We start from the raw sequence: 18,856 nt of genomic DNA, 5'->3' as shown, positions 1-18,856 counted from the left end.
TACCCGTCAGTCCTCGGCGGGACCATACACGACTCGATGGCACAATCCGGGCAGATTGCCACTAGCGATGCGGGCCATCACCTCGGGCAGGTCCGTGAAGGCGCATTCGCCGGTGACCAACGCGTCGTACGCGGGGTCGGCGAGGAAACGCAGAGCCAGCGACAGCCGGTCGGCGTAGGTCCGCCGGGAACGCCGCGCGGGGGAGATGGAGCCCACCTGGCTGCCGCGGATGGTCAGGCGCCCGGAGTGGAAGGCCTCGCCGAGCTGCACGCCGACCCGCCGGTCGCCGTACCAGCTCAGCTCGATCACCGTGCCCTCGGCCGCGACGAGCTGCAACGACCGCGCGAGACCCGCCTCGGTCGCGCTGGCGTGCACCACGACGTCGCATCCCTCGGCGGCCTGCTCGGGGGTCACGAAGCGGACGCCGAGCGCATCGGCGACGGCGGCCCGCGCCGGGTCCACATCGACCAGCTGCACCTGCACGCCGGGGAACCCGGCGAGCAGTCGGGCCACGGAGCAGCCGACCATGCCCGCTCCGACGACGGCGACCCGGTCGCCGATGAGCGGCGCCGCGTCCCACAGCGCGTTCACCGCGGTCTCCACCGTGCCGGCCAGCACCGCCCGCGCCGGCGGCACCTCCTCCGGCACCAGGGTCACCGCGTCGGCCGGGACGACATAGCGGGTCTGGTGCGGATACAGGCAGAAAACGGTACGGCCCCGCAAGGCCGGTGACCCCTCCTCGACCACTCCGACGTTGAGGTAGCCGTACTTGACCGGCCCGGGGAAATCGCCCTCCTGGAACGGCGCCCGCATCAGCCGGTGCTGGCTCTCGGGCACACCGCCGCGGAAGACGAGGCTCTCCGTGCCCCGGCTCACGCCGGAATAGAGCGTGCGAACCAGCACCTCACCGGCACCGGGGCGCGGCACCGATACCGGGCGGATCTCCCCCTCACCGGGAGATCTAAGCCAGAAAGCATCTGAATTGAGCCGCATCGGCCTCCTCGCCGTACTACATCGCAGGGGAGTCGCTCCTACTCGGAGCGGGTCAGCGAATGCTATTGGACGCCCCGTATCCGGGGTCATGGAGCGGGAGGCGTAGTTGACCACACTGGATTGGCGCGTGACGGAGGTGCCGGTCCGCGGGCCGGCCGCCGGGGTGGTGACGCAGGTCGTCCTGCTGGCCGTGCTCTGGGCCGACGCGGGCCTGAGCCCGGCGGGCTGCCTGGCCGGCGTCGCCTGTGCCGTGATCCTGTCGGCCGTCCTCACCCGCTCCATGCGCCGATCCGGGATCCACTCGCTGGGACCGGCCGGCCTGGTCACCCTGGCCCGCGCCGAGCTGGCCGGGGGCGTCACGGCGATGGTGACGACCGGCCTGACCGGCGGAGACGTGCCGGTCGCCTCGCTGGTCGCGCTCGCCGCCGTCGCACTGATCCTCGACGGGGTGGACGGGTACGTGGCGCGGCGCACCGGGACGGTGTCTGAGCTCGGGGCGCGTTTCGACATGGAGACCGACGCCTTCCTCATCCTGGTGCTCAGCGTCCACGTGGCCGGGTCCACCGGCGCGTGGGTGCTCGCGATCGGCGCCATGCGGTACGTCTTCGTCGCGGCGGCCTGGGTGGCGCCCTGGCTGAGGGCGCCCTTGCGGCCGAGCTTCGCCCGCAAGACCGTGGCGGCGCTGCAGGGGATCATCCTGGTCATCGTGAGCGCCGAGGTGGCCCCGCCTCCCGTCGCCACCGGCCTTGCCGGGCTGGCGCTGGCGTCGCTGGTGTGGTCGTTCGGCCGGGACGTCCGGTGGCTGTGGCGAAGCCGGGACACCGGCCGGTCGCGATCGCGGTGGGAGCCGAGGCCCGCCGCCCACCACGACCGGCACCTCGGCCGATGGCGGGCACGCCGCGAGGCCAAAGGCACGGCGGGTGAGATCGCCCGCGAGGCGGTGGTGGACGAGCCGAGCCTGGTCGGTTCCGCCTGAACCATCGGCTCGGTTCCGCCTGAACCATCGGCGGCCGCGGGCCGTATACGTACACGATGCCGCCGGCCCGGGCCGGCGGCATCGCCCGGCACCGCGGCGGTGACCGGCGTCACCGGGCTCGGCATGGAAGGACCTGCGGATTGTCGTCCATCATCCGCTTTCGCCGGTCGTCCCAGAGAGGGACGCCCGCGAAGGATGCCCCCGAGGACGTCGTGGAGGACGCCTCGAAGGGCGCCTTGAAGGACATCTCGAAGGACGCCTTGGAGAACGCCTCGAAGGATGCCTCGAAAGACGTCCCGATAGACGTCCCGAAGGATGCTGCGGAGAACGACTCGAAGGATGCTGCGGAGGACGACTCAGGCGACGCCGGCGCGGCCGGACCCGCCGGCCGTCCCCGGAGGCACCCGGTCGCCGGGCCGGTGACCACCGCCTTGGCCTTCCTGCTCGTGCTGTTCGCCCTCAACGCGCCCGACCAGGTCGGTCACCTCACCCCGTGGGCCTTCGCCCGCGTCCCGCTGGAGGGACTCCTCGGCGTCGCCCTCGTGCTCGTCCTGCCGCCGAAGCCCAGACGGGTGGCGGCGGCGCTCGCCGGAGTGGCCCTCGCCCTGGTGACGATCGTGAAGTTCGCCGACCTGGGCTTCTACGCGACCCTCCAACGGCCCTTCGACCTGCTGCTCGACTGGGCCTTCCTCGGGAACGCCGTGGACTTCCTCACGGCGTCGTTCGGCGGGGCCGGCGCGGTCGCCGCGGTCGTCGCGGTCGCCGTCCTCATCGCGGGCGTGCTCGTCCTCGTCACGCTGTCGGTCATGCGCCTGGCCCGGGTCGTGGCCCGGCACCGCACCCCGGCGACCGGCGCCGCCGGGACGCTCGGGGCAGCCTGGCTCGTCTGCGCCCTGTTCGGGGTGCAGATCACCCCAGAGGCGCCCGCGGCCGCCCTCGTCCACGACCATGTACAGCAGATCGGCGCCGGTCTGCGCGACCAGCGGGTGTTCGCCGCGCAGGCCGCCGTTGACGCCTTCCGCGACACCCCCGGCAAGGATCTGCTGACCGCGCTGCGCGGCAAGGACGTCGTCTTCTCCTTCATCGAGAGCTACGGCCGCGACGCCGTCGAGGACCCGGAGTTCGCGCCGCAGGTCGACGCGGTCCTCGACGCGGGGAGCCGCCGGCTGCGCGCGGACGGGTTCGCCTCCCGCAGCGCCTTCCTCACCTCACCGACGTACGGCGGCGGCAGCTGGCTCGCCCACGCCACGCTGCTCTCGGGGCTGTGGGTGAACAACCAGCAGCGCCACGGCGACCTCGTCGCCGGCGACCGCCTGACCATGCCAAGCCTGTTCCGGCGCGCGGGCTGGCGGACGGTCGCCGTCATGCCGGGCAACACCAAGGCCTGGCCGGAAGGGGCGTTCTACGGCTACGACCGCGTGTACGACTCCCACAACCTCGGGTATCGCGGACCGGGCTTCAACTGGGGCACCATGCCCGACCAGTACACCCTGTCGGCCTTCCAGCGGCTCGAACGCGCGAAGCCGGGCCACGCCCCGATGATGGTGGAGATGCCCCTGGTCTCCAGCCACGCCCCCTGGGCGCCCATCCCCAGCCTCACCGACTGGAACGCCGTCGGTGACGGTTCGGTCTTCGGCCCCATGGCCGCCGCCGGCGAGTCGCCGGACGCCGTGTGGCGCGACGCCACCCGCGTGCGCACCGAGTACCGGCGCTCCATCGAGTACACGCTGAGCGCCCTCATCTCCTACGTGGAGACCTACGGCGACGACGACCTCGTGCTCGTCTTCCTCGGCGACCACCAGCCCGCCCCGATCGTCACGGGCGAGAACGCCAGCCGCGACGTGCCGATCACCATCGTCGCCCGCGACCGGGCCGTCCTGGACCGGGTCTCCGGCTGGGGCTGGCAGGACGGCCTGAGGCCCGGCCCCACGGCCCCGGTCTGGCGGATGGACGCCTTCCGCGACCGCTTCCTCACCGCCTTTGGCCCCCACCCCCAGCCCACCCGGTCATCTGCCCCGGCACCGCGATGACCGCGCTCGTCGCGGGCAGGCCGGGCGGTCGCTCACCCCGCCGGGCCGGGAGGTGGCGCCTGAGGGGATCGCAGGGGCACCGTGGTCGATTCACGCACCACCAGGTGGCAGGGAAGGGCGTGGACGCCGGGGGAGGGGGAGCCGTTGATGGCGGCGAGGAGCCGTTCGGCGGCCGATCGGCCGAGCCCTTGGAGGTTCATGTCGACGCTGGTCAGCGGGGGTTTGGCGCCTTCGATCATGACGTCCCAGTTGTCGAACCCGACCAGGGCGACGTCGTCGGGGATGCGGCGCCCCGCGGCCCTCAGGGCGTCGCCGACCCCGCGCGCGATCTGGTCGCTGCCGCAGAAGACGGCGTCGAACTCCGTGCCGCTGCCGAGCAGGATGCCGGCGGCCTGGCCTCCCCACGCCTCGCTCCATCCGCCGAACAGCGGCGGCGCGACCAGGGAACGCCCTTCTTCGGCCAGTCGCCGCGTCGTCGCCGCGGCGCGCACCCGGGCGGAGTTGTGGTGGTCGGGGCCGGTGATGTGCGCGATGCGGCCACGCCCTATGGCCAGCAGATGGTCGATCGCCTTGCGGGCGCCGCCCGCCTCGTCGGGGACCACCGAGCAGTCGCCGGGGTCGGCCGAGCTGATGAAGGCGTAGACGACGGGCACCGGGAGGCCGACGCCGATGGGGGCCCGTGCCTCGGTGCGCCGGCCGGTCACGATGATGCCGTCGACCCGCCGGCTGAGCAGGGTCTTGACGTAGTACTGCTCGCGGATCGGGTCGCCCCGGCCGTCGCACAGGAAGATCGACATTTCTCCGGCGCCCAGCGCGTCCTCCGCGCCCATCAGGACCGGGATGCTGAACCGGCCGATCGTGTCGGTCGTGATCATGCCCACCGTGTAGGTGCGGCCCGAGTGCAGGTTGCGCGCGCCGGCGTTCGCCTCGAAATTGAGCTGCCGGGCCGCTTCCCGGACACGCCTGCGGGTCTCTTCCCGTAGCGATCCGCGTCCGTTGAGGGCCTTGGAGGCCGTGCCCACCGACACGCCGGCCAGCGCCGCGACGTCGGTGATGGTGGCGTGACGCTCCAGTCTCCCCACGTTTCCCTCCGCTTTCGGTGGTCGTTGCCCTGTCCACTTTATAGCGCGACTTGTCGCGTCCCTGCACGCCCATGTAACCGCGCTGAAACGTACTGTTGACCCCTCCCCGACGGCGTTGGTAACGTGACGGCAATCGTTTTCCTAGGTTTCCTCATCGGCTGTGCCCCCCGTTCTGTCCTCCTTACCTGGGGTTGTTCCCGGCGACCGGCCCCGGCGGTCCGAACGGCCCGCTCGCCGGGGGACGAAGCCCCCGCGGCCGCGCGAGAGACCTCCGCATCCCCACACGAAAGACCGGAATGACCGAGCAGAAGCTGTCAGACACGCAGACCGGCCCCGGCATGGACAGGGCCGCGGAACCGGCCCCGTCCGGCCCTGGCGGCCCCGCGGGGCCGGCCGTCCCCGGGCCGGAGGCCATCGCCGCACTTCGGCCGCTCGGCGTGGACCAGGTCCGGCTGCACCCCGAGGGACTGCTGGGCGGTTGGCGGCGGCGCAACGCCGAGGACACGCTGCCGCACTGTGTGGACAACCTGCGCGGCAGCGGCAACATCGGCAACCTCCAGGCCGCCGCGGGAGAGGGCGAGCAGCCCTTCACCGGCATGTGGTTCGCCGATTCCGACGTCCACAAGACGCTGGAGGCCGCCCTCTGGGAACTGGGGACCTCCCCCGGTGACGCCTCTCTGGAGGCGTTCGTCGAGGACACCGTGGCACTGCTGGCCCGGGCCCAGCAGGCCGACGGGTACCTGAACTCCTACTTCACGGTGGCCGCTCCCGAGGAGCGGTGGCGCAGGCCCGACTGGGCCCACGAACTGTACTGCGCGGGCCACCTCATCCAGGCGGCCGTCGCCGGCGGCCGTGCCGGCGCTCAGCCCGTCCTGCTGTCCGTCGCCCGCCGCTTCGCCGACCTGCTGGTCGAGCGGTTCGGGCCGGACGGGGTGGAGGAGGTGTGCGGTCATCCCGAGATCGAGACCGCCCTCGCCGAGCTCTACCGGCTGACCGGCCACCGGCCGTACCTGGATCTGGCGCGGCGGTTCCTCGACCTGCGCGGGCACGGCCTGCTCGGCCGTGGCCGGTTCGGCCCCCGCTACCACCAGGACCACCAGCCGGTACGCGAGGTGCGCGAGGTCGCCGGGCACGCCGTGCGCCAACTGTACCTGCTGGCCGGCATGGTCGACGTGGCGGTGGAGACCGGCGACCTGCCGCTGCTGGACGCGGCCGAGCGGCTGTGGGTCGACGCCTTCCACACGCGGACCTACGTCACCGGCGCGCACGGTTCGCGCCACCGGGACGAGGCGTACGGCGACCCGTACGAACTGCCGCCCGACCGGGCGTACGCCGAGACCTGCGCGGCCATCGCGAGCTTCCAGTGGAACTGGCGGCTGCTGCTCGCGACCGGCCGCGCGCGCTACGCCGACGAGATGGAGCGGGCGGTGTACAACGCGGTCGCCGCCGCGGTGTCGGCCGACGGCCGGCGCTTCTTCTACTCCAACCCCCTGCACCTGCGCACCGGGCACGCGGGCTCCGGCGAGGAGGAGGCCGCCCGCCGCCTGCCCTGGTACTCGTGCGCCTGCTGCCCGCCGAACATCGCGCGGCTCATGGCCTCGCTGCCCGGCTACCTGGCGACCGCCGACGAAGGGGGACTGCAGGTCCACCTGTACGGCGAGGCCACCCTCACCGCCGCCGTGGCGGGGCGGCCGGTCCGGCTGGAGATGCGCACCGACTATCCATGGCAGGGCCGGGTCGAGCTGACGGTGGGAGGCGAGGCAGGGCAGAGCGGGCCCTGGACGCTCGCGCTGCGCGTGCCGTCCTGGTGCGAGGCGTACTCGGTGAGCGTCGGCGAGGAGACGGTGCGGGCGCCGGCGGCCGACGGCTACGTGCGGCTCACCCGCGTGTGGACGCCGGGGACCACGGTCGTCCTCGACCTCGACATGCCCGTGCGGCAGGTGAGCGCGCATCCGAGGGTCGACGCGGTGCGCGGGTGCGTCACCCTGGCGCGCGGGCCCCTGGTGTACTGCCTGGAGCAGGCGGACCTGCCACCCGGCGTCGTCCTGGAGGACGTGCGGCTGGCCCCCGCCGCGCCCATCACGGCGGCCCACCGGGACGACCTTCCCGGCGCCCCGGTCGTGCTCAGCGCACGCGGCGTGCTCGCCGACGCGCACGACCCGCTCTACACCTCCGGTGCCTCGCGTGAGCGGACGAACACCCCGCTCACGCTCACGGCGGTGCCGTACTTCCTGTGGGGCAACCGGACCGAGGGCCCGATGCGGGTCTGGATTCCGCTCGCCACCACCGGATGACCGCGGAGGGTCGTGCCGGTGGCCACCGGCACGACCCTCCGCGTGGGACCGCCCGCGGTGCGCCGCCGGCTCGGGGAGGGACGGTCCCGTTCCACCTCCTGCTCGCCCCCCAACTGAGCACAGAAAGAGCGAGGTAGCTGATGAGCAGACCCCGACTCACGCCGGGACGCGCGATCGGCCTCACCGCGGCACTGCTTGCCGCGGGATTCGGCGGGCTCGTCCCCCTGGCGCCCGCCGAGGCGGCCGGGACCACCCTCACGGTGAACGTCGCCCAGCCCTTCCGGCCGGTCACCCACGTCGCCACCGGCGGACTGTACGGCCTGGCCGAGAACAGCAGGCCCGCCGACTCCACCCTGCTGCCGCTCAAGGTGAACTCCCTGACGCAGCCCGCCCCCGGCGTGGGACAGCGGCCCAACGGCCAGCCGCCGGGCGGGGACTCCCTGAAGGTCTCCCCGCAGGCCACCCGGGTCGGCGCCGGGGAGTACATCCGGATGCCGGACATCTATCCCAACTTCCCCTACCAGTGGGTGAGCTGGAACGACTGGCTGGCCAAGGTGGACACGATGGTCCGTGCCCGCCTCAACGCGACCTCGGTGACCAACGTCGTCGGCTGGGAGCTGTGGAACGAGCCTGACTGGACGTGGAACACCGGGGCCGCCGGTGCCTTCAACGACGGCTGGGCGCGCACCTTCCGGGCCGTGCGGGCGCTGGACGCCACCACGCCGATCGTCGGGCCGAGCATCTCCTACTACAACCGCTCCTGGCTGTCGTCCTTCCTGACCAGCGCCAAGGCCAGCGGGACGCTGCCCGACATCATCTGCTGGCACGAACTGGGCAGCCCCAACAACATCGCCGCGAACATCGCGAACTACCGGGCGCTCGAGTCCTCCCTCGGCATCAGCCCTCGCCGCATCTCCATCAACGAGTACGCCGCGACGAGCGAGGTCGACGTCCCCGGCCGGGTCGCCAGCTACGTGGCCAAGCTGGAGCGCGGCGGCGTCGAGACCGCGCACCGCGCCTTCTGGTACGAGTACGGCACGATGAACGGGCTGGTCGTCAACGGCAACCAGCCCACCGGCACGTGGTGGCTGTACAAGTGGTACGGCGACATGGCGGGCAGGATGGTGACCACCACCCCGGCCAACCAGACGGCGCTGGACGGCTTCGCCGCCTACGACGGCACCCGCAAGATCGTCAACGTGGTGTTCGGCAACGAGTCCGGCACCAACACCGTCCGCGTCACCGGCATCGGCGCCCTGGGCTCCAGCGTCAGGGTGACCCTCCAGTCGACCCCGGCCAACGGCCGCTTCACCGCCGTGACGGCGCCGACCACGATCTCGACGACCACCTCCACGGTGAGCAACGGAGAGATCAGCGTCTCGGTGCCCAACATGTCCGCTACGAGCGCCTACAACCTGGTCATCCAGCCGGCGAGCGGGGTGCCCTCCTACCAGCAGCGCTACGAGGCGGAGAACGGGTCGGTCTTCCGCGCCCAGCGGCTGACGAGCTCCAGCGCGTCCGAGGGCGGCTACGTCGGCCGCATCGACAACAACACCGGCACCCACCGCGACGACAGCTACGTCGACTTCGTGGTGAGCGTGCCGTCCGCGCGCTCCTACACCATGACCGTCGGCTACGCCAACGGCACCGGTGCGACCGCCACGCAGGGAATCGCCTACAACGGCGGCGCGTGGGGCACCATCAGCTACCCGCCCACCTCCGGCTGGGGCCAGTTCGGCGCGACGGTCGCCACGACCGTCAACCTGCAGGCCGGGTACAACGTGATCCGCCTGGCCAAGGGCTCTCCCGGCTTCAACGGTGGCACCGGTTATGCCGAGCTGGACTACATCCAGCTCACCTGAGCGTGTCCGCGCGGGTTCGCATCCTGACCGTGCGAACCCGCGCGGCCGGCCGACAGATCCAGCCGGTGATCCGGCTTCGAAAGGAAGACCTATGGAAAGTCGCCGTTCAGGACGACGGGGCCTTGGCGCGGCCCTCGTCGCCGTCACAGTGGCGAGCGGCGCCGCGGCGTGCTCGTCCGCGCCGTCCTCCCCCTCCGGCACCGACGCCGGCAAGGCTTCGGCCGGGGGCGGCGCCTACACGATCTGGGACCCCTACCCCCAGTTCGACGACACCTCCGACTGGGTGAAGCTCCTGCGGTCCTGCGGGACCCAGGTCGGGGTGACGGTCAAGCGCACCGGGTACGACACCACCGACCTGACCAACAAGGCGCTGCTGGCGGCGCAGCAGGGCAACTCGCCGGACGTGCTGATCGTGGACAACCCGGTGGTCTCGACGCTGGCCGAGGCGGGGGTGCTGACCTCGACCGACGAGACGAAGCTCGACACCTCCACCATCTCGCCGAACCTGCTGGCCGCGGGCCAGATGGGCGGCAAGACCTACGGCATCCCGATCGGGGCCAACACGCTGGCGCTCTACTACAACAAGGGCGTGCTGAAGAAGGCCGGGGTGGCCGCGGCGTCGGTCAAGGACTGGGCGTCGCTGACGGCCGCGCTCGCGAAGGTGAAGGCGGCGGGCAAGAAGGGCATCACCTTCGCCGCGATCGGCACCGAGGAGGGCAGCTTCCAGTTCCTGCCGTGGTTCTGGGGCGCAGGCGCGCAGCTCACCAAGCTGGACTCGCCGGAGGGGGTCGCGTCGCTGTCGCTGTGGACCGACTGGCTGAAGAAGGGATACGCCCCCAACTCGGTGATCAACAACACCCAGACCACGAGCTGGCAGGAGTTCGCGACCGGCGACTTCGCCTTCAGCGAGAACGGCACCTGGCAACTGGCCAACGCCAAGAAGACGGGCTTCGAGTACGGCATCATCCCGATCCCCGGCAAGGACGGCGGAGCCGCCCCCGCCCCGACGGGGGGCGAGTTCGTCGGCGTCCCGGTGCAGAAGGACGCCGCGCGCTACGCCGTGTCGCAGAAGCTGGTCACCTGCCTGACCAGCACCGAGAACTCCTACACCACCGACACCACGCTGTCGTACATCGCGCCGACCGAGAACGTGCAGGCCAAGCAGGTGACGGAGAACCCGGAGCTCAAGGTGTGGGTGGAGGCGGTCAAGGCGGCCAAGGGCCGCACCAGCGATGATCTCGGTACGAAGTATCCGAAGATCTCCGAGCCCATGTGGAAGGCGATGCAGGCCGCTCTCAGCGGAGCGCAGCAACCGCAGGAGGCGATGGCCGCCGCCCAGGCCGCCGCGGCCGGCGCGATCCAGTAGCGGCGACGCGCACAAGCCGGGGGAGGACCCCGGGGCGCGCCGCCGCCCCGGGGTCATGGACGCTTTCACTTCTCTGCCGATCTCCGCCGATCTCCACCGAAACAAGGACAGCATGAAACACGCAACACAGACGCCGGCCGCGTCCATCGCGGGCGGCCGGCCGAGACGGCCGCCGGCTCCGCCGCCCCGCGGCGGACGGCGCGCTGCCGCTCGGCGGCGGTCAGGGCAGTGGGCGGCGTGGGCGTTCCTCGCGCCCGTCGTCGTCTATCTGCTGGTCTTCTACGCCTACCCCCTCTACCGCAACCTGGACCTGAGCCTGCGCGACTACACGGTGCGGTCCTTCGTGCAAGGGGGGGCGCCGTTCACCGGATTCGCCAACTACGGCAAGATCTTCGCCAATCCGACGTTCGGCCCGGCGCTGTGGCACACCGTGGTGTTCACCGTGGTGTCGCTGGTGTTCCAGTTCACCATCGGCCTCGGCCTCGCGGTGTTCTTCACCCGGCACTTCCGGCTGGCGGCGACCCTGCGGGCGCTGTTCCTGGTGCCCTGGCTGCTGCCGCTGATCGTGTCGTCCTCGACCTGGTCGTGGATGTTCAACAGCGACTCCGGCCTGGTCAACGCGATGCTGACCGCGTTCGGGGTGTCTCCGGTCAACTGGCTGACCTCGCCCGACTGGTCACTGTGGTCGGTGACCATCGCCAACATCTGGATCGGGATCCCGTTCAACCTGGTCGTGCTGTACAGCGGCCTGCAGGCGATTCCGGCGCACATCCACGAGGCGGCCGAACTCGACGGCGCCACGGGCTGGCAGCGGTTCTGGAAGGTCACCTTCCCGCTGCTGCGCCCGGTGTCGGCGATCACGCTGCTGCTGGGGCTGGTCTACACGCTCAAGGTGTTCGACATCATCTGGATCATGACCAAGGGTGGGCCGAGCGACTCCTCCACGACGCTGGCCACCTGGTCCTACCGGCTGGGCTTCGGCAACCTGCTGCCGGCCTTCGGCCCCGGCGCGGCGGTGGGCAACCTGCTGATCGTCATGGCCCTGGTCTTCGGGCTGCTCTACATCTACGTGCAAAGAAGGCAGGCCTTCGCATGATCGCCTCACGCCGCTGGGCGAAAAGCGCGATCGGGCTGGTGCTGACCGGCCTGATGCTGTTCCCGGTCTACTGGATGATCAACGTGTCCCTCACCCGCGACCAGGACATGCGCAAGAGCCCGCCCTACCTGTGGCCGAGCAACGGGACGCTGGAGGGCTACCGGGCGGTGCTGGAGCAGCAGGGGCCCTACCTGGTCACCAGCCTGGTGATCGGGCTCGGCACCGTCGCGCTCACGCTGGTCATCGCGGCGCCGGCGGCGTACTCGCTGGCCAAGTTGCGTCCGAAGGGTGGCGGGGCGCTGAGCTTCGTGCTGCTCATCGCCCAGATGGTCCCCGGGATCATCATGGCGATGGGGTTCTACGCCATCTTCCTCAGCACCGGCGTGCTCAACACGGTCCCCGGGCTGATCGTGGCCGACTCGACGCTGGCGGTGCCGTTCGCGGTGCTGGTCCTCACCACGTTCATGTCCGGAATCCCCGAGGAGCTGATGCAGGCGGCCAGGGTGGACGGGGCGGGGGCGATGCGCACGTTCTGGTCGGTCGTGCTGCCGGTCAGCCGCAATTCGATCATCACGGTGTCGCTGTTCGCGTTCCTGTGGGCGTGGTCGGACTTCATCTTCGCCAGCACCCTGGACCAGGGTGGCGACCACCAGCCGATCACCCTCGGCATCTACCACTACATCGGCAACAACAACCAGCAGTGGAACGCCATCATGGCCACCGCCGTCGTCGCCTCGATCCCGGCCACCGCGCTTCTCGTCATCGCCCAGCGCTACGTCGCCGCCGGAGTGACCGCCGGCGCCGTCAAGGACTGACAGACCGGCCGGGCGGCAAGGACGCCGAGCGTTCGTACCTCACCGGGTGTCTTCACCACGGACGGCGTCGATCTCGGCGAACATGTCGTCCATGCTGTCGAAGGTCCGGGTGCGGCCCTCGCGGAAATCCGCGTCCGCCTCGGCTTCGGCGGACTGCCAGCCGGGAGTCCAGTACCAGGCCTCGTCGGCGGGCACGATGGCCGCGACGCGGCGACCGTGGTCGGTGAGGTAGGCGATGGTGTTGCGTTCGGCCGCCGCGCTGATGACATCGGGCAGGTGGCCGTCTGCCTCGTCCAACGGAACTTCGAACGCGTCCTCGCCCATGTCGCGAGTGTAGGCGGTCGCCTGTGCGGGGGTCACGTAGCGAAGCGTAGCAACGAAACCGCTGACGGTGACGACTTTCCATCGTCGAACCGTCGGGATGCCGCGGGGGGCGGCCATAACGCGAGCCGGGGCCCGCACCTCGAAGGTGCGGGCCCCGGCCGTGGAGCGTGGCGCGTCAGACCGGAACGATGTTCTCGGCCTGCGGGCCCTTCTGGCCCTGGGTGACGTCGAAGGAGACCTTCTGGCCTTCCTGCAGCTCACGGTAGCCCTGGGCGGCGATGTTCGAGTAGTGGGCGAAGACGTCGGCGCCGCCGCCGTCCTGCTCGATGAAGCCGAAGCCCTTTTCCGAGTTGAACCACTTCACGGTGCCAGTCGCCATGTCGATCTCCTTACAATCAGAGGGGCTGTGCCGGAACCGGCCCTGTGCCGATTCCGCGTCGCCGTGATAAGCCCGTCCGGAGATGACCGGTAAAACAAAAATGCACCCGACGTCACAATTCCCGTCAAGTGCGCAAAAAGTTCACGGTTACCACAACTGCAACTGGCATCAGCCTAGCACGCTTCGGCCGTCCGCATCCAACCCGCAAGCGCGAGATCTTCGGTGGCCGGGCCGAGCGACGCCGGCTCGGCAGGCCCTCCGCCTCACCCCGCTCGGTTCGGGAGTGAGGCCGCGTCAGATGTGCACGAACAGGTGGCCGTCGGGGTCGATGCGGAGGGGGTAGGACCGGAGTGGGGGCTGGCCGGTGGTGGAGCAGCCGGTGGCGAGGTCGAACATGTGCTGGTGCAACGGGCAGATGACGACGTCGCCGTCGATCTGGCCGTCGGCCAGCGGGCCCTGGGCGTGGGTGCACACGGCGGACACGGCGCGCGCGTTCCCGTCCCGCAGCCGGAACACGGCGATCTGCTCGCCGTCCACCGTGAACGCCCGGCCCTCGCCGACCGGGATCTCGTCGAGGCGCCCGAGGCTGTGCGCCCGGACGCCCGGGGCCGCGGTCATCGCTTCGGCACCGGGAGCAGCGGCAGGGCGGGGCGGAACTGGCCTGGGGTGACGGGCTCCCCACCCTCCTGCCAGGGATCGCGGTAGGCGTCCACGGAGGCCTGTACCGCCTGGTCCAGGCCGGCGGCGATGCCGTCGGCGTCGTCGACCACGATCTCCCGGATCCGCTCGATGCCGACGCGCGGCACGAACGCGTAGGTGCGCTCGAGCCAGTTGGCGTTCTCCCGGTAGTACTGCAGGAAGCGCCCGGTCAGGGTGATGACCTCCTCGGCGGTGCCCACCGTGGCCAGCAGGTCGCCCTTGCGGATGTGCGCCCCCGCCGCTCCGCCCACGTAGATCTCCCAGCGGCCGCCCTCCACGGCCACCACGCCGAGATCCTTGACGTAGGCCTCGGCGCAGTTGCGCGGGCAGCCGGTGACGGCCAGCTTCATCTTCGCGGGCGCTTCGAGTCCTTGGTACCGGGTCTCCAGGGCGATGCCCAGCGCGGTGGAGTCACCCAGGCCGTACCTGCAGAAGTCCAGGCCCACGCAGGTCTTGACCGTCCGGAAGCTCTTGCCGTACGCGTGGCCGGACGGCATGCCGAGATCCGCCCACACGGCGGGCAGGTCCTCCTTGCGGATCCCGAGCAGGTCGATGCGCTGGCCGCCGGTGACCTTGACCAGGGGGACCTGGTACTTGTCCGCGACGTCGGCGATGCGGCGGAGCTGGTCGGGAGTGGTGCAGCCGCCCTTCATCTGGGGCACGACGGAGAACGTGCCGTCCTTCTGGATGTTGGCGTGCACCCGGTCGTTGATGAAGCGGGCGTCGCGTTCGTCGACGTACTCGCCGGCCCACATCGTGCGGAGCAGCGACGCCAGGCCCATCTTGCTTTTCGCGTCCTCCTTGCCCGCGGGGGCGAGCTCCGCGAAGACCGCGGAGACCGATCGGAGGCCGCGCGCACGGATCTCGGCCATGAGCTCCTGCTTGGCGAGCGGGACGCCCGGCACGTACCAGCCGGCCGAGGGGTCCTCCTCGGTCTGTCCGCCGGCCGCCCACTCGACGATCTGCGTGACCAGCGACCGGCAGGAGCCGCATCCCTTGCCGGCCCGGGTCGTGTCCATCACCCCGGTCACGGACCTGGCGCCGTCCTTGACGGCCGACACCAGGTCCGCCTTGCTGACGCCGTTGCAGTTGCACACCTGCGCGTCGTCGGAGAGCTCCTCGACGCTGGTCTCGGCGGACGGCGCGCCCAGGTCGAACAGGAGCCGGACCCGTTCCTCGGGCAGCGGGAGCCCGCGGTCGAACGCCTGCATGAGGAAGGCCACCTTGCTCAGGTCGTCCACCAGGGTCGCCCCGACCAGCCGGCCGTCGCGGACCACGACGCTCTTGTACATCCCCCGCGTGGGCTCGGCCACCACCACGAACTCGTCGTCCTCGCGCTCCGGGCCCTTCAGGCCCATGGACGCCACGTTCACCCCGGCCACCTTGAGCTTGGTCGCGATGCGCGACCCGTGGTAGGCGGCGGTGGGATCGGTTCCGGTGAGGTGGTCGGCCAGGACCCTGGCCTGCTCCCACAGCGGCGCCACCACGCCGTACACCTGGCCGCGGTGCTGAGCGCACTCGCCGACGGCGTAGACGCCGGGCTCGCCGACCGCCCGCATCTGGTCGTCGACGACGACGCCGCGCTCCACGACCAGGCCGCCCGCCTGCGCCACCTCGGTGTTCGGGCGGATTCCCGCCGCGATCACCACCATGTCACAGGGGATGACCCGTCCATCGGACAGTGCGATGCCGGTCACCCGCTCGGCGCCCCGGATCTCGGTGGTCCGGGCGTTCAGCTCGACGGTGATGCCCAGCCTCTCCACGCTGCGTTTCAGGACCGCGCCTGCCTGAGGGTCCAACTGCTGGTTCATCAGGTGCCCGCCCGCGTGCACCACGGTGGCGGAAAGGCCGTGGCTCTGCAGCCCGCGCGCCGCCTCCAGGCCCAGCAGACCGCCGCCGATCACCACCGCGCCGTGGTGGCCGCGGGCGTACCGGAGCATGTTGCGGGTGTCGTCGATCGTCCGGAAGGTGAACACGCCCTGGTGGAAGCCCCGCTTGGCGCCGCGCACCCCGGGGATGTCCGGAACGAACGGCCGGCTGCCGGTGGCGATGATCAGCCGGTCGTACGGCGTGGACGTGCCGTCGTCCGCGTACACCTTCCGGGCGAAGCGGTCGATGCGTCTGACGCGGGTTCCCGCGTGCAGCGTGATGCCGTTGGCCTCGTACCAGGCGAGGCCGTTCAGGAAGATCTCGGTCTCGTCGTCGGTCCCGGCCAGGACGTTCGACAGCATGATCCGGTTGTAGTTGCCGTACGGCTCGTCGCCGAACATCGTGATGGAGAACCGTTCGCCTCCGCCCCTGGCGAGGATCTCCTCCACCGTGCGCGCCCCCGCCATACCGTTGCCGATCACGACCAGCCGCTGCCGCATGGCGTTCCTCCTCACACCTCGACCAGGCCGAGATCGACGACGGCCGACCCGGAGACGCCGTCCGGGGCGGCCAGGTACACCTCGATCGTGGTCCCGGCCATCAGGTCCTCGACGACGCGAAGGGAGACGTGGACGCCGGCCTTGGCGCCGATCGGCAGGTACCGCATGGGAGTTCCGTCGCGCATCAGGACCAGGCAGACGAGCTCGTCGCAGGAGTTGCCGCCCCGCAGGTAGACGGGCTGGGTGACGTAGCCGTCGGGGACGACGTAGCGCAACTCCGACGCCAGCGGGAAGGGGGCGTCCATGCCCTTGCCGGTGAAGGAGAAGATTCCCTGCAGGAAGCGGGGTGTCGAGTCCATCTGAGTCCTTCCGTCGAGCCGTGGCCGTGGGTCTTCGACCTTCCTGACGGCGACCGCGCAGGCCTTGAAGGCGGGCATGCGCGAGAGAGGGTCCAGCGACGGATCGGTGAGGGCGTTCGCGCCGGATTCGCCGCCCCAGTGGAACGGGACGAAGACGGTGTCGGGACGGATGCCGTCGGCCAGCTCCGCCGCGAAGAGGGCCCTGCCCCGGCGGGTGCGCAGCTCAACGGCGTCCCCCGCGCCGATGCCATGCCGTCTCGCCAGATCAGGGTGCATCTCCGCGCTCGGGACCGCATCGCCCTGCGTCAGCGCCGCGATCCTGCGCGTCTGGGTGCCGCTCTGGTACTGGCGCATGAGACGCCCCGTGGTGAGGACGTAGGGGAACTCCGCGTCGAGCCGTTCGGTGGCGTCCCGGTGCTCCACCCGGACGAACCGCGCCCGGCCGTCCGCAGTGGGGAACCGGTCGGTGAACATCCTCGCCACCCCCGTCTCGCCCTCGGGGCACGGCCAGAACACCCCCTGCTCCGCTTCGATCCGCTCGTAGGTGATTCCGCCGTAGTCGGCGGCGCCGCCGGAACTGGCGCGCCGCAGCTCCTGGAACACCTCGCGCGCGTCGGCGCTGAAGTACGCGCCGCGCCCGAGCCGCCGGGCCAGAGCGGTGATGAGCTGAAGATCGTCGCGCGCCTGGCCGGGCGGCACCCGTGCCGGCCTGCGCCGGACGACCCGGCCCTCCAGGTTGGTCATGGTGCCCTCCTCCTCCGCCCACTGGGCGGTGGGGAACACCACGTCGGCCTCCATCGCCGTCTCCGACAGGAACATGTCCGAGACCGCGAGGAAGTCCAGCGCGCGGAGCCGATCGAGCACGCGGTCGCGATCAGGGGCGGACACCACCACGTTGGAGGCGAACACCAGCAGGGCGCGCACCCCGCCGTCCCGGCCCATGCCGCTGAGCATCTCCTGCGCCGACAGCCCTGGACCGGGCAACTCCTCCGGGGCGACCCCCCAGACCGCGGCCACGTGGGCCCGGGCGGCCGGGTCGTCGATCCGCCGGTACCCGGGCAGCTGGTCGGCCTTCTGGCCGTGTTCCCGTCCCCCCTGACCGTTGCCCTGTCCCGTGATGGAGCCGTACCCGCTGCCGGGCCGGCCGGGAAGCCCGAGCGCCAGCGCCAGGTTGACGAAGGCCTGCGCCGTGTCGCTGCCCTGGCTGTGCTGCTCGGCCCCCCGGGCCGTCAGGATCATCGCGGAGGCGGCGGTGCCGAGCATCTCGGCCACCCGTTCCAGGTCCTCCACCGGTACCCCGGTGACGCGCTCGACCCGGTCCGGCCAGTACGCCGTCAGGCCCGCCCGCACCTCGTCGAACCCCGTGGTGCGCGCGGCGATGTACGCGAGGTCGGCGTGACCGGCGCGCAGCACCAGATGGAGCAGGCCGTTGGCCAGCACGAGGTCGGTCCCGGGCACCGGACGCAGGTGAACCGTCGCCGCCTTCGCCGTCGCCGACGTACGGGGATCGACCACGATCAGGCCGCCCCCGCGTTCGTTCAGGTACTGCATCGCCGGCGGCATCGTGTCGGCGAGATTGCTGCCGGCCAGGAGCAGCACCTGGGTCCTCGCCACATCGGCCAGCGGAAACGGCAGCCCGCGGTCCACGCCGAACGCCCGGTTGGCCGCGGTCGCCGCCGACGACATGCAGAACCGGCCGTTGTAGTCGATCGAGGCCGTCCGCAGCGCGACCCGCGCGAACTTCCCCAGCAGATAGGCCTTCTCGTTGGTGAGCCCGCCGCCCCCGAAGCACCCGACACTGTCCCTGCCGTACCGCTCCTGGCTCGCGGTGATCGCCTCCACGGTGCGGTCGAGGGCCTCGTCCCATCCCGCCGCGCGAAACGGGCTGCGGCGGTCGCCGGGAACCGTCCTGACCAGCGGCGCGAGCAGCCGATCCGGATGATCGAGCAACTCGGCCGCGGTCCACCCCTTCACGCACAGCCCACCGCGATTGGTCGGAAAGTCGGCAGGCGACAGCGAAACCTCGCCGTTCCGGACCTCCAGCGAGATCCCACACTGCAACGAGCAGTACGGGCAATGGGTCGTCGTACTCGGCATCCCCACGACCACAAGGCTCAGCCCCGGCGATTACACCGGCATTCGTACGACATGTAGGCGCCGTTAACCCCTCCTCACCGGCCCCGGATCAATGTCTCGGGTCGTGGCCATTCCC

Annotated in this window: 14 protein-coding genes; 7 read left to right on the top strand and 7 right to left on the bottom strand. The window is 71.2% G+C overall.

Annotated elements, in window-relative coordinates:
• Positions 1-6 precede the first annotated feature (6 nt).
• Positions 7-993, bottom strand: coding sequence for a zinc-dependent alcohol dehydrogenase (locus tag ACFQSB_RS00525; RefSeq protein WP_380823696.1), 987 nt, complete (start codon positions 991-993; stop codon positions 7-9).
• Positions 994-1,099: 106 nt separating this feature from the next.
• Between ACFQSB_RS00525 and ACFQSB_RS00520 the strand changes: the two genes are divergently transcribed.
• Together ACFQSB_RS00520 and ACFQSB_RS00515 are read left to right on the top strand one after the other, a co-directional pair.
• Positions 1,100-1,969 (top strand): CDP-alcohol phosphatidyltransferase family protein, encoded by an 870-nt coding sequence (locus tag ACFQSB_RS00520; RefSeq protein ID WP_380823695.1) that lies wholly within the window; start codon positions 1,100-1,102, stop codon positions 1,967-1,969.
• Between the two features lie 419 nt (positions 1,970-2,388).
• Positions 2,389-3,999 carry a sulfatase-like hydrolase/transferase gene (locus ACFQSB_RS00515; protein ID WP_380823694.1) on the top strand — a complete coding sequence of 537 codons (1,611 nt, stop codon included), beginning with the start codon at positions 2,389-2,391 and terminating at the stop codon, positions 3,997-3,999.
• Positions 4,000-4,031: 32 nt separating this feature from the next.
• Here ACFQSB_RS00515 and ACFQSB_RS00510 read toward each other — a convergent pair whose 3' ends face one another.
• Positions 4,032-5,081 carry a LacI family DNA-binding transcriptional regulator gene (locus tag ACFQSB_RS00510; RefSeq protein ID WP_380823693.1) on the bottom strand — a complete coding sequence of 350 codons (1,050 nt, stop codon included), beginning with the start codon at positions 5,079-5,081 and terminating at the stop codon, positions 4,032-4,034.
• A gap of 296 nt (positions 5,082-5,377) precedes the next feature.
• Between ACFQSB_RS00510 and ACFQSB_RS00505 the strand changes: the two genes are divergently transcribed.
• The 5 genes from ACFQSB_RS00505 to ACFQSB_RS00485 all read left to right on the top strand — a co-directional run bounded on the left by ACFQSB_RS00505 (position 5,378) and on the right by ACFQSB_RS00485 (position 12,514).
• Positions 5,378-7,375 (top strand): glycoside hydrolase family 127 protein, encoded by a 1,998-nt coding sequence (locus tag ACFQSB_RS00505; protein WP_380823692.1) that lies wholly within the window; start codon positions 5,378-5,380, stop codon positions 7,373-7,375.
• 140 nt (positions 7,376-7,515) lie between these two features.
• Positions 7,516-9,237, top strand: a complete 1,722-nt coding sequence (locus ACFQSB_RS00500; RefSeq protein WP_380823691.1) for a hypothetical protein — start codon at positions 7,516-7,518, stop codon at positions 9,235-9,237.
• A 91-nt stretch (positions 9,238-9,328) separates the two neighbouring features.
• Positions 9,329-10,603: a sugar ABC transporter substrate-binding protein gene (locus ACFQSB_RS00495; RefSeq protein ID WP_380823690.1), complete on the top strand. Its 1,275-nt coding sequence runs from the start codon at positions 9,329-9,331 to the stop codon at positions 10,601-10,603.
• Between the two features lie 112 nt (positions 10,604-10,715).
• Positions 10,716-11,699 (top strand): carbohydrate ABC transporter permease, encoded by a 984-nt coding sequence (locus tag ACFQSB_RS00490; RefSeq protein ID WP_380823689.1) that lies wholly within the window; start codon positions 10,716-10,718, stop codon positions 11,697-11,699.
• Positions 11,696-12,514, top strand: a complete 819-nt coding sequence (locus ACFQSB_RS00485) for a carbohydrate ABC transporter permease (protein ID WP_380823688.1) — start codon at positions 11,696-11,698, stop codon at positions 12,512-12,514. Before ACFQSB_RS00490 ends, ACFQSB_RS00485 begins: the two co-directional genes overlap by 4 nt.
• A gap of 39 nt (positions 12,515-12,553) precedes the next feature.
• On the opposite strand, the gene ACFQSB_RS00480 is transcribed toward ACFQSB_RS00485, so the two are convergent.
• From ACFQSB_RS00480 to ACFQSB_RS00460, 5 genes are all read right to left on the bottom strand, one after another.
• The gene (locus ACFQSB_RS00480) at positions 12,554-12,838 is read right to left on the bottom strand and encodes a hypothetical protein (RefSeq protein ID WP_380823687.1); all 285 of its coding nucleotides are present in this window, start codon (positions 12,836-12,838) and stop codon (positions 12,554-12,556) included.
• Positions 12,839-13,013: 175 nt separating this feature from the next.
• A complete protein-coding gene (locus ACFQSB_RS00475; protein ID WP_350929493.1) occupies positions 13,014-13,217 on the bottom strand; it encodes a cold-shock protein in 204 nt (67 codons plus the stop codon).
• A gap of 294 nt (positions 13,218-13,511) precedes the next feature.
• Positions 13,512-13,835: a Rieske (2Fe-2S) protein gene (locus tag ACFQSB_RS00470; protein WP_380823686.1), complete on the bottom strand. Its 324-nt coding sequence runs from the start codon at positions 13,833-13,835 to the stop codon at positions 13,512-13,514.
• The gene (gene nirB, locus ACFQSB_RS00465) at positions 13,832-16,285 is read right to left on the bottom strand and encodes a nitrite reductase large subunit NirB (RefSeq protein ID WP_380823685.1); all 2,454 of its coding nucleotides are present in this window, start codon (positions 16,283-16,285) and stop codon (positions 13,832-13,834) included. Before nirB ends, ACFQSB_RS00470 begins: the two co-directional genes overlap by 4 nt.
• Before the next feature lie 11 nt (positions 16,286-16,296).
• Complete coding sequence (locus ACFQSB_RS00460; protein ID WP_380823684.1) at positions 16,297-18,741, bottom strand: molybdopterin oxidoreductase family protein; 2,445 nt, start codon at positions 18,739-18,741, stop codon at positions 16,297-16,299.
• Positions 18,742-18,856: the final 115 nt, after the last annotated feature.

It is taken from the genome of Sphaerisporangium rhizosphaerae, assembly GCF_042665155.1.
GTDB lineage: Bacteria > Actinomycetota > Actinomycetes > Streptosporangiales > Streptosporangiaceae > Sphaerisporangium > Sphaerisporangium rhizosphaerae.
This window is presented reverse-complemented; position numbering and strand designations above follow the sequence as displayed.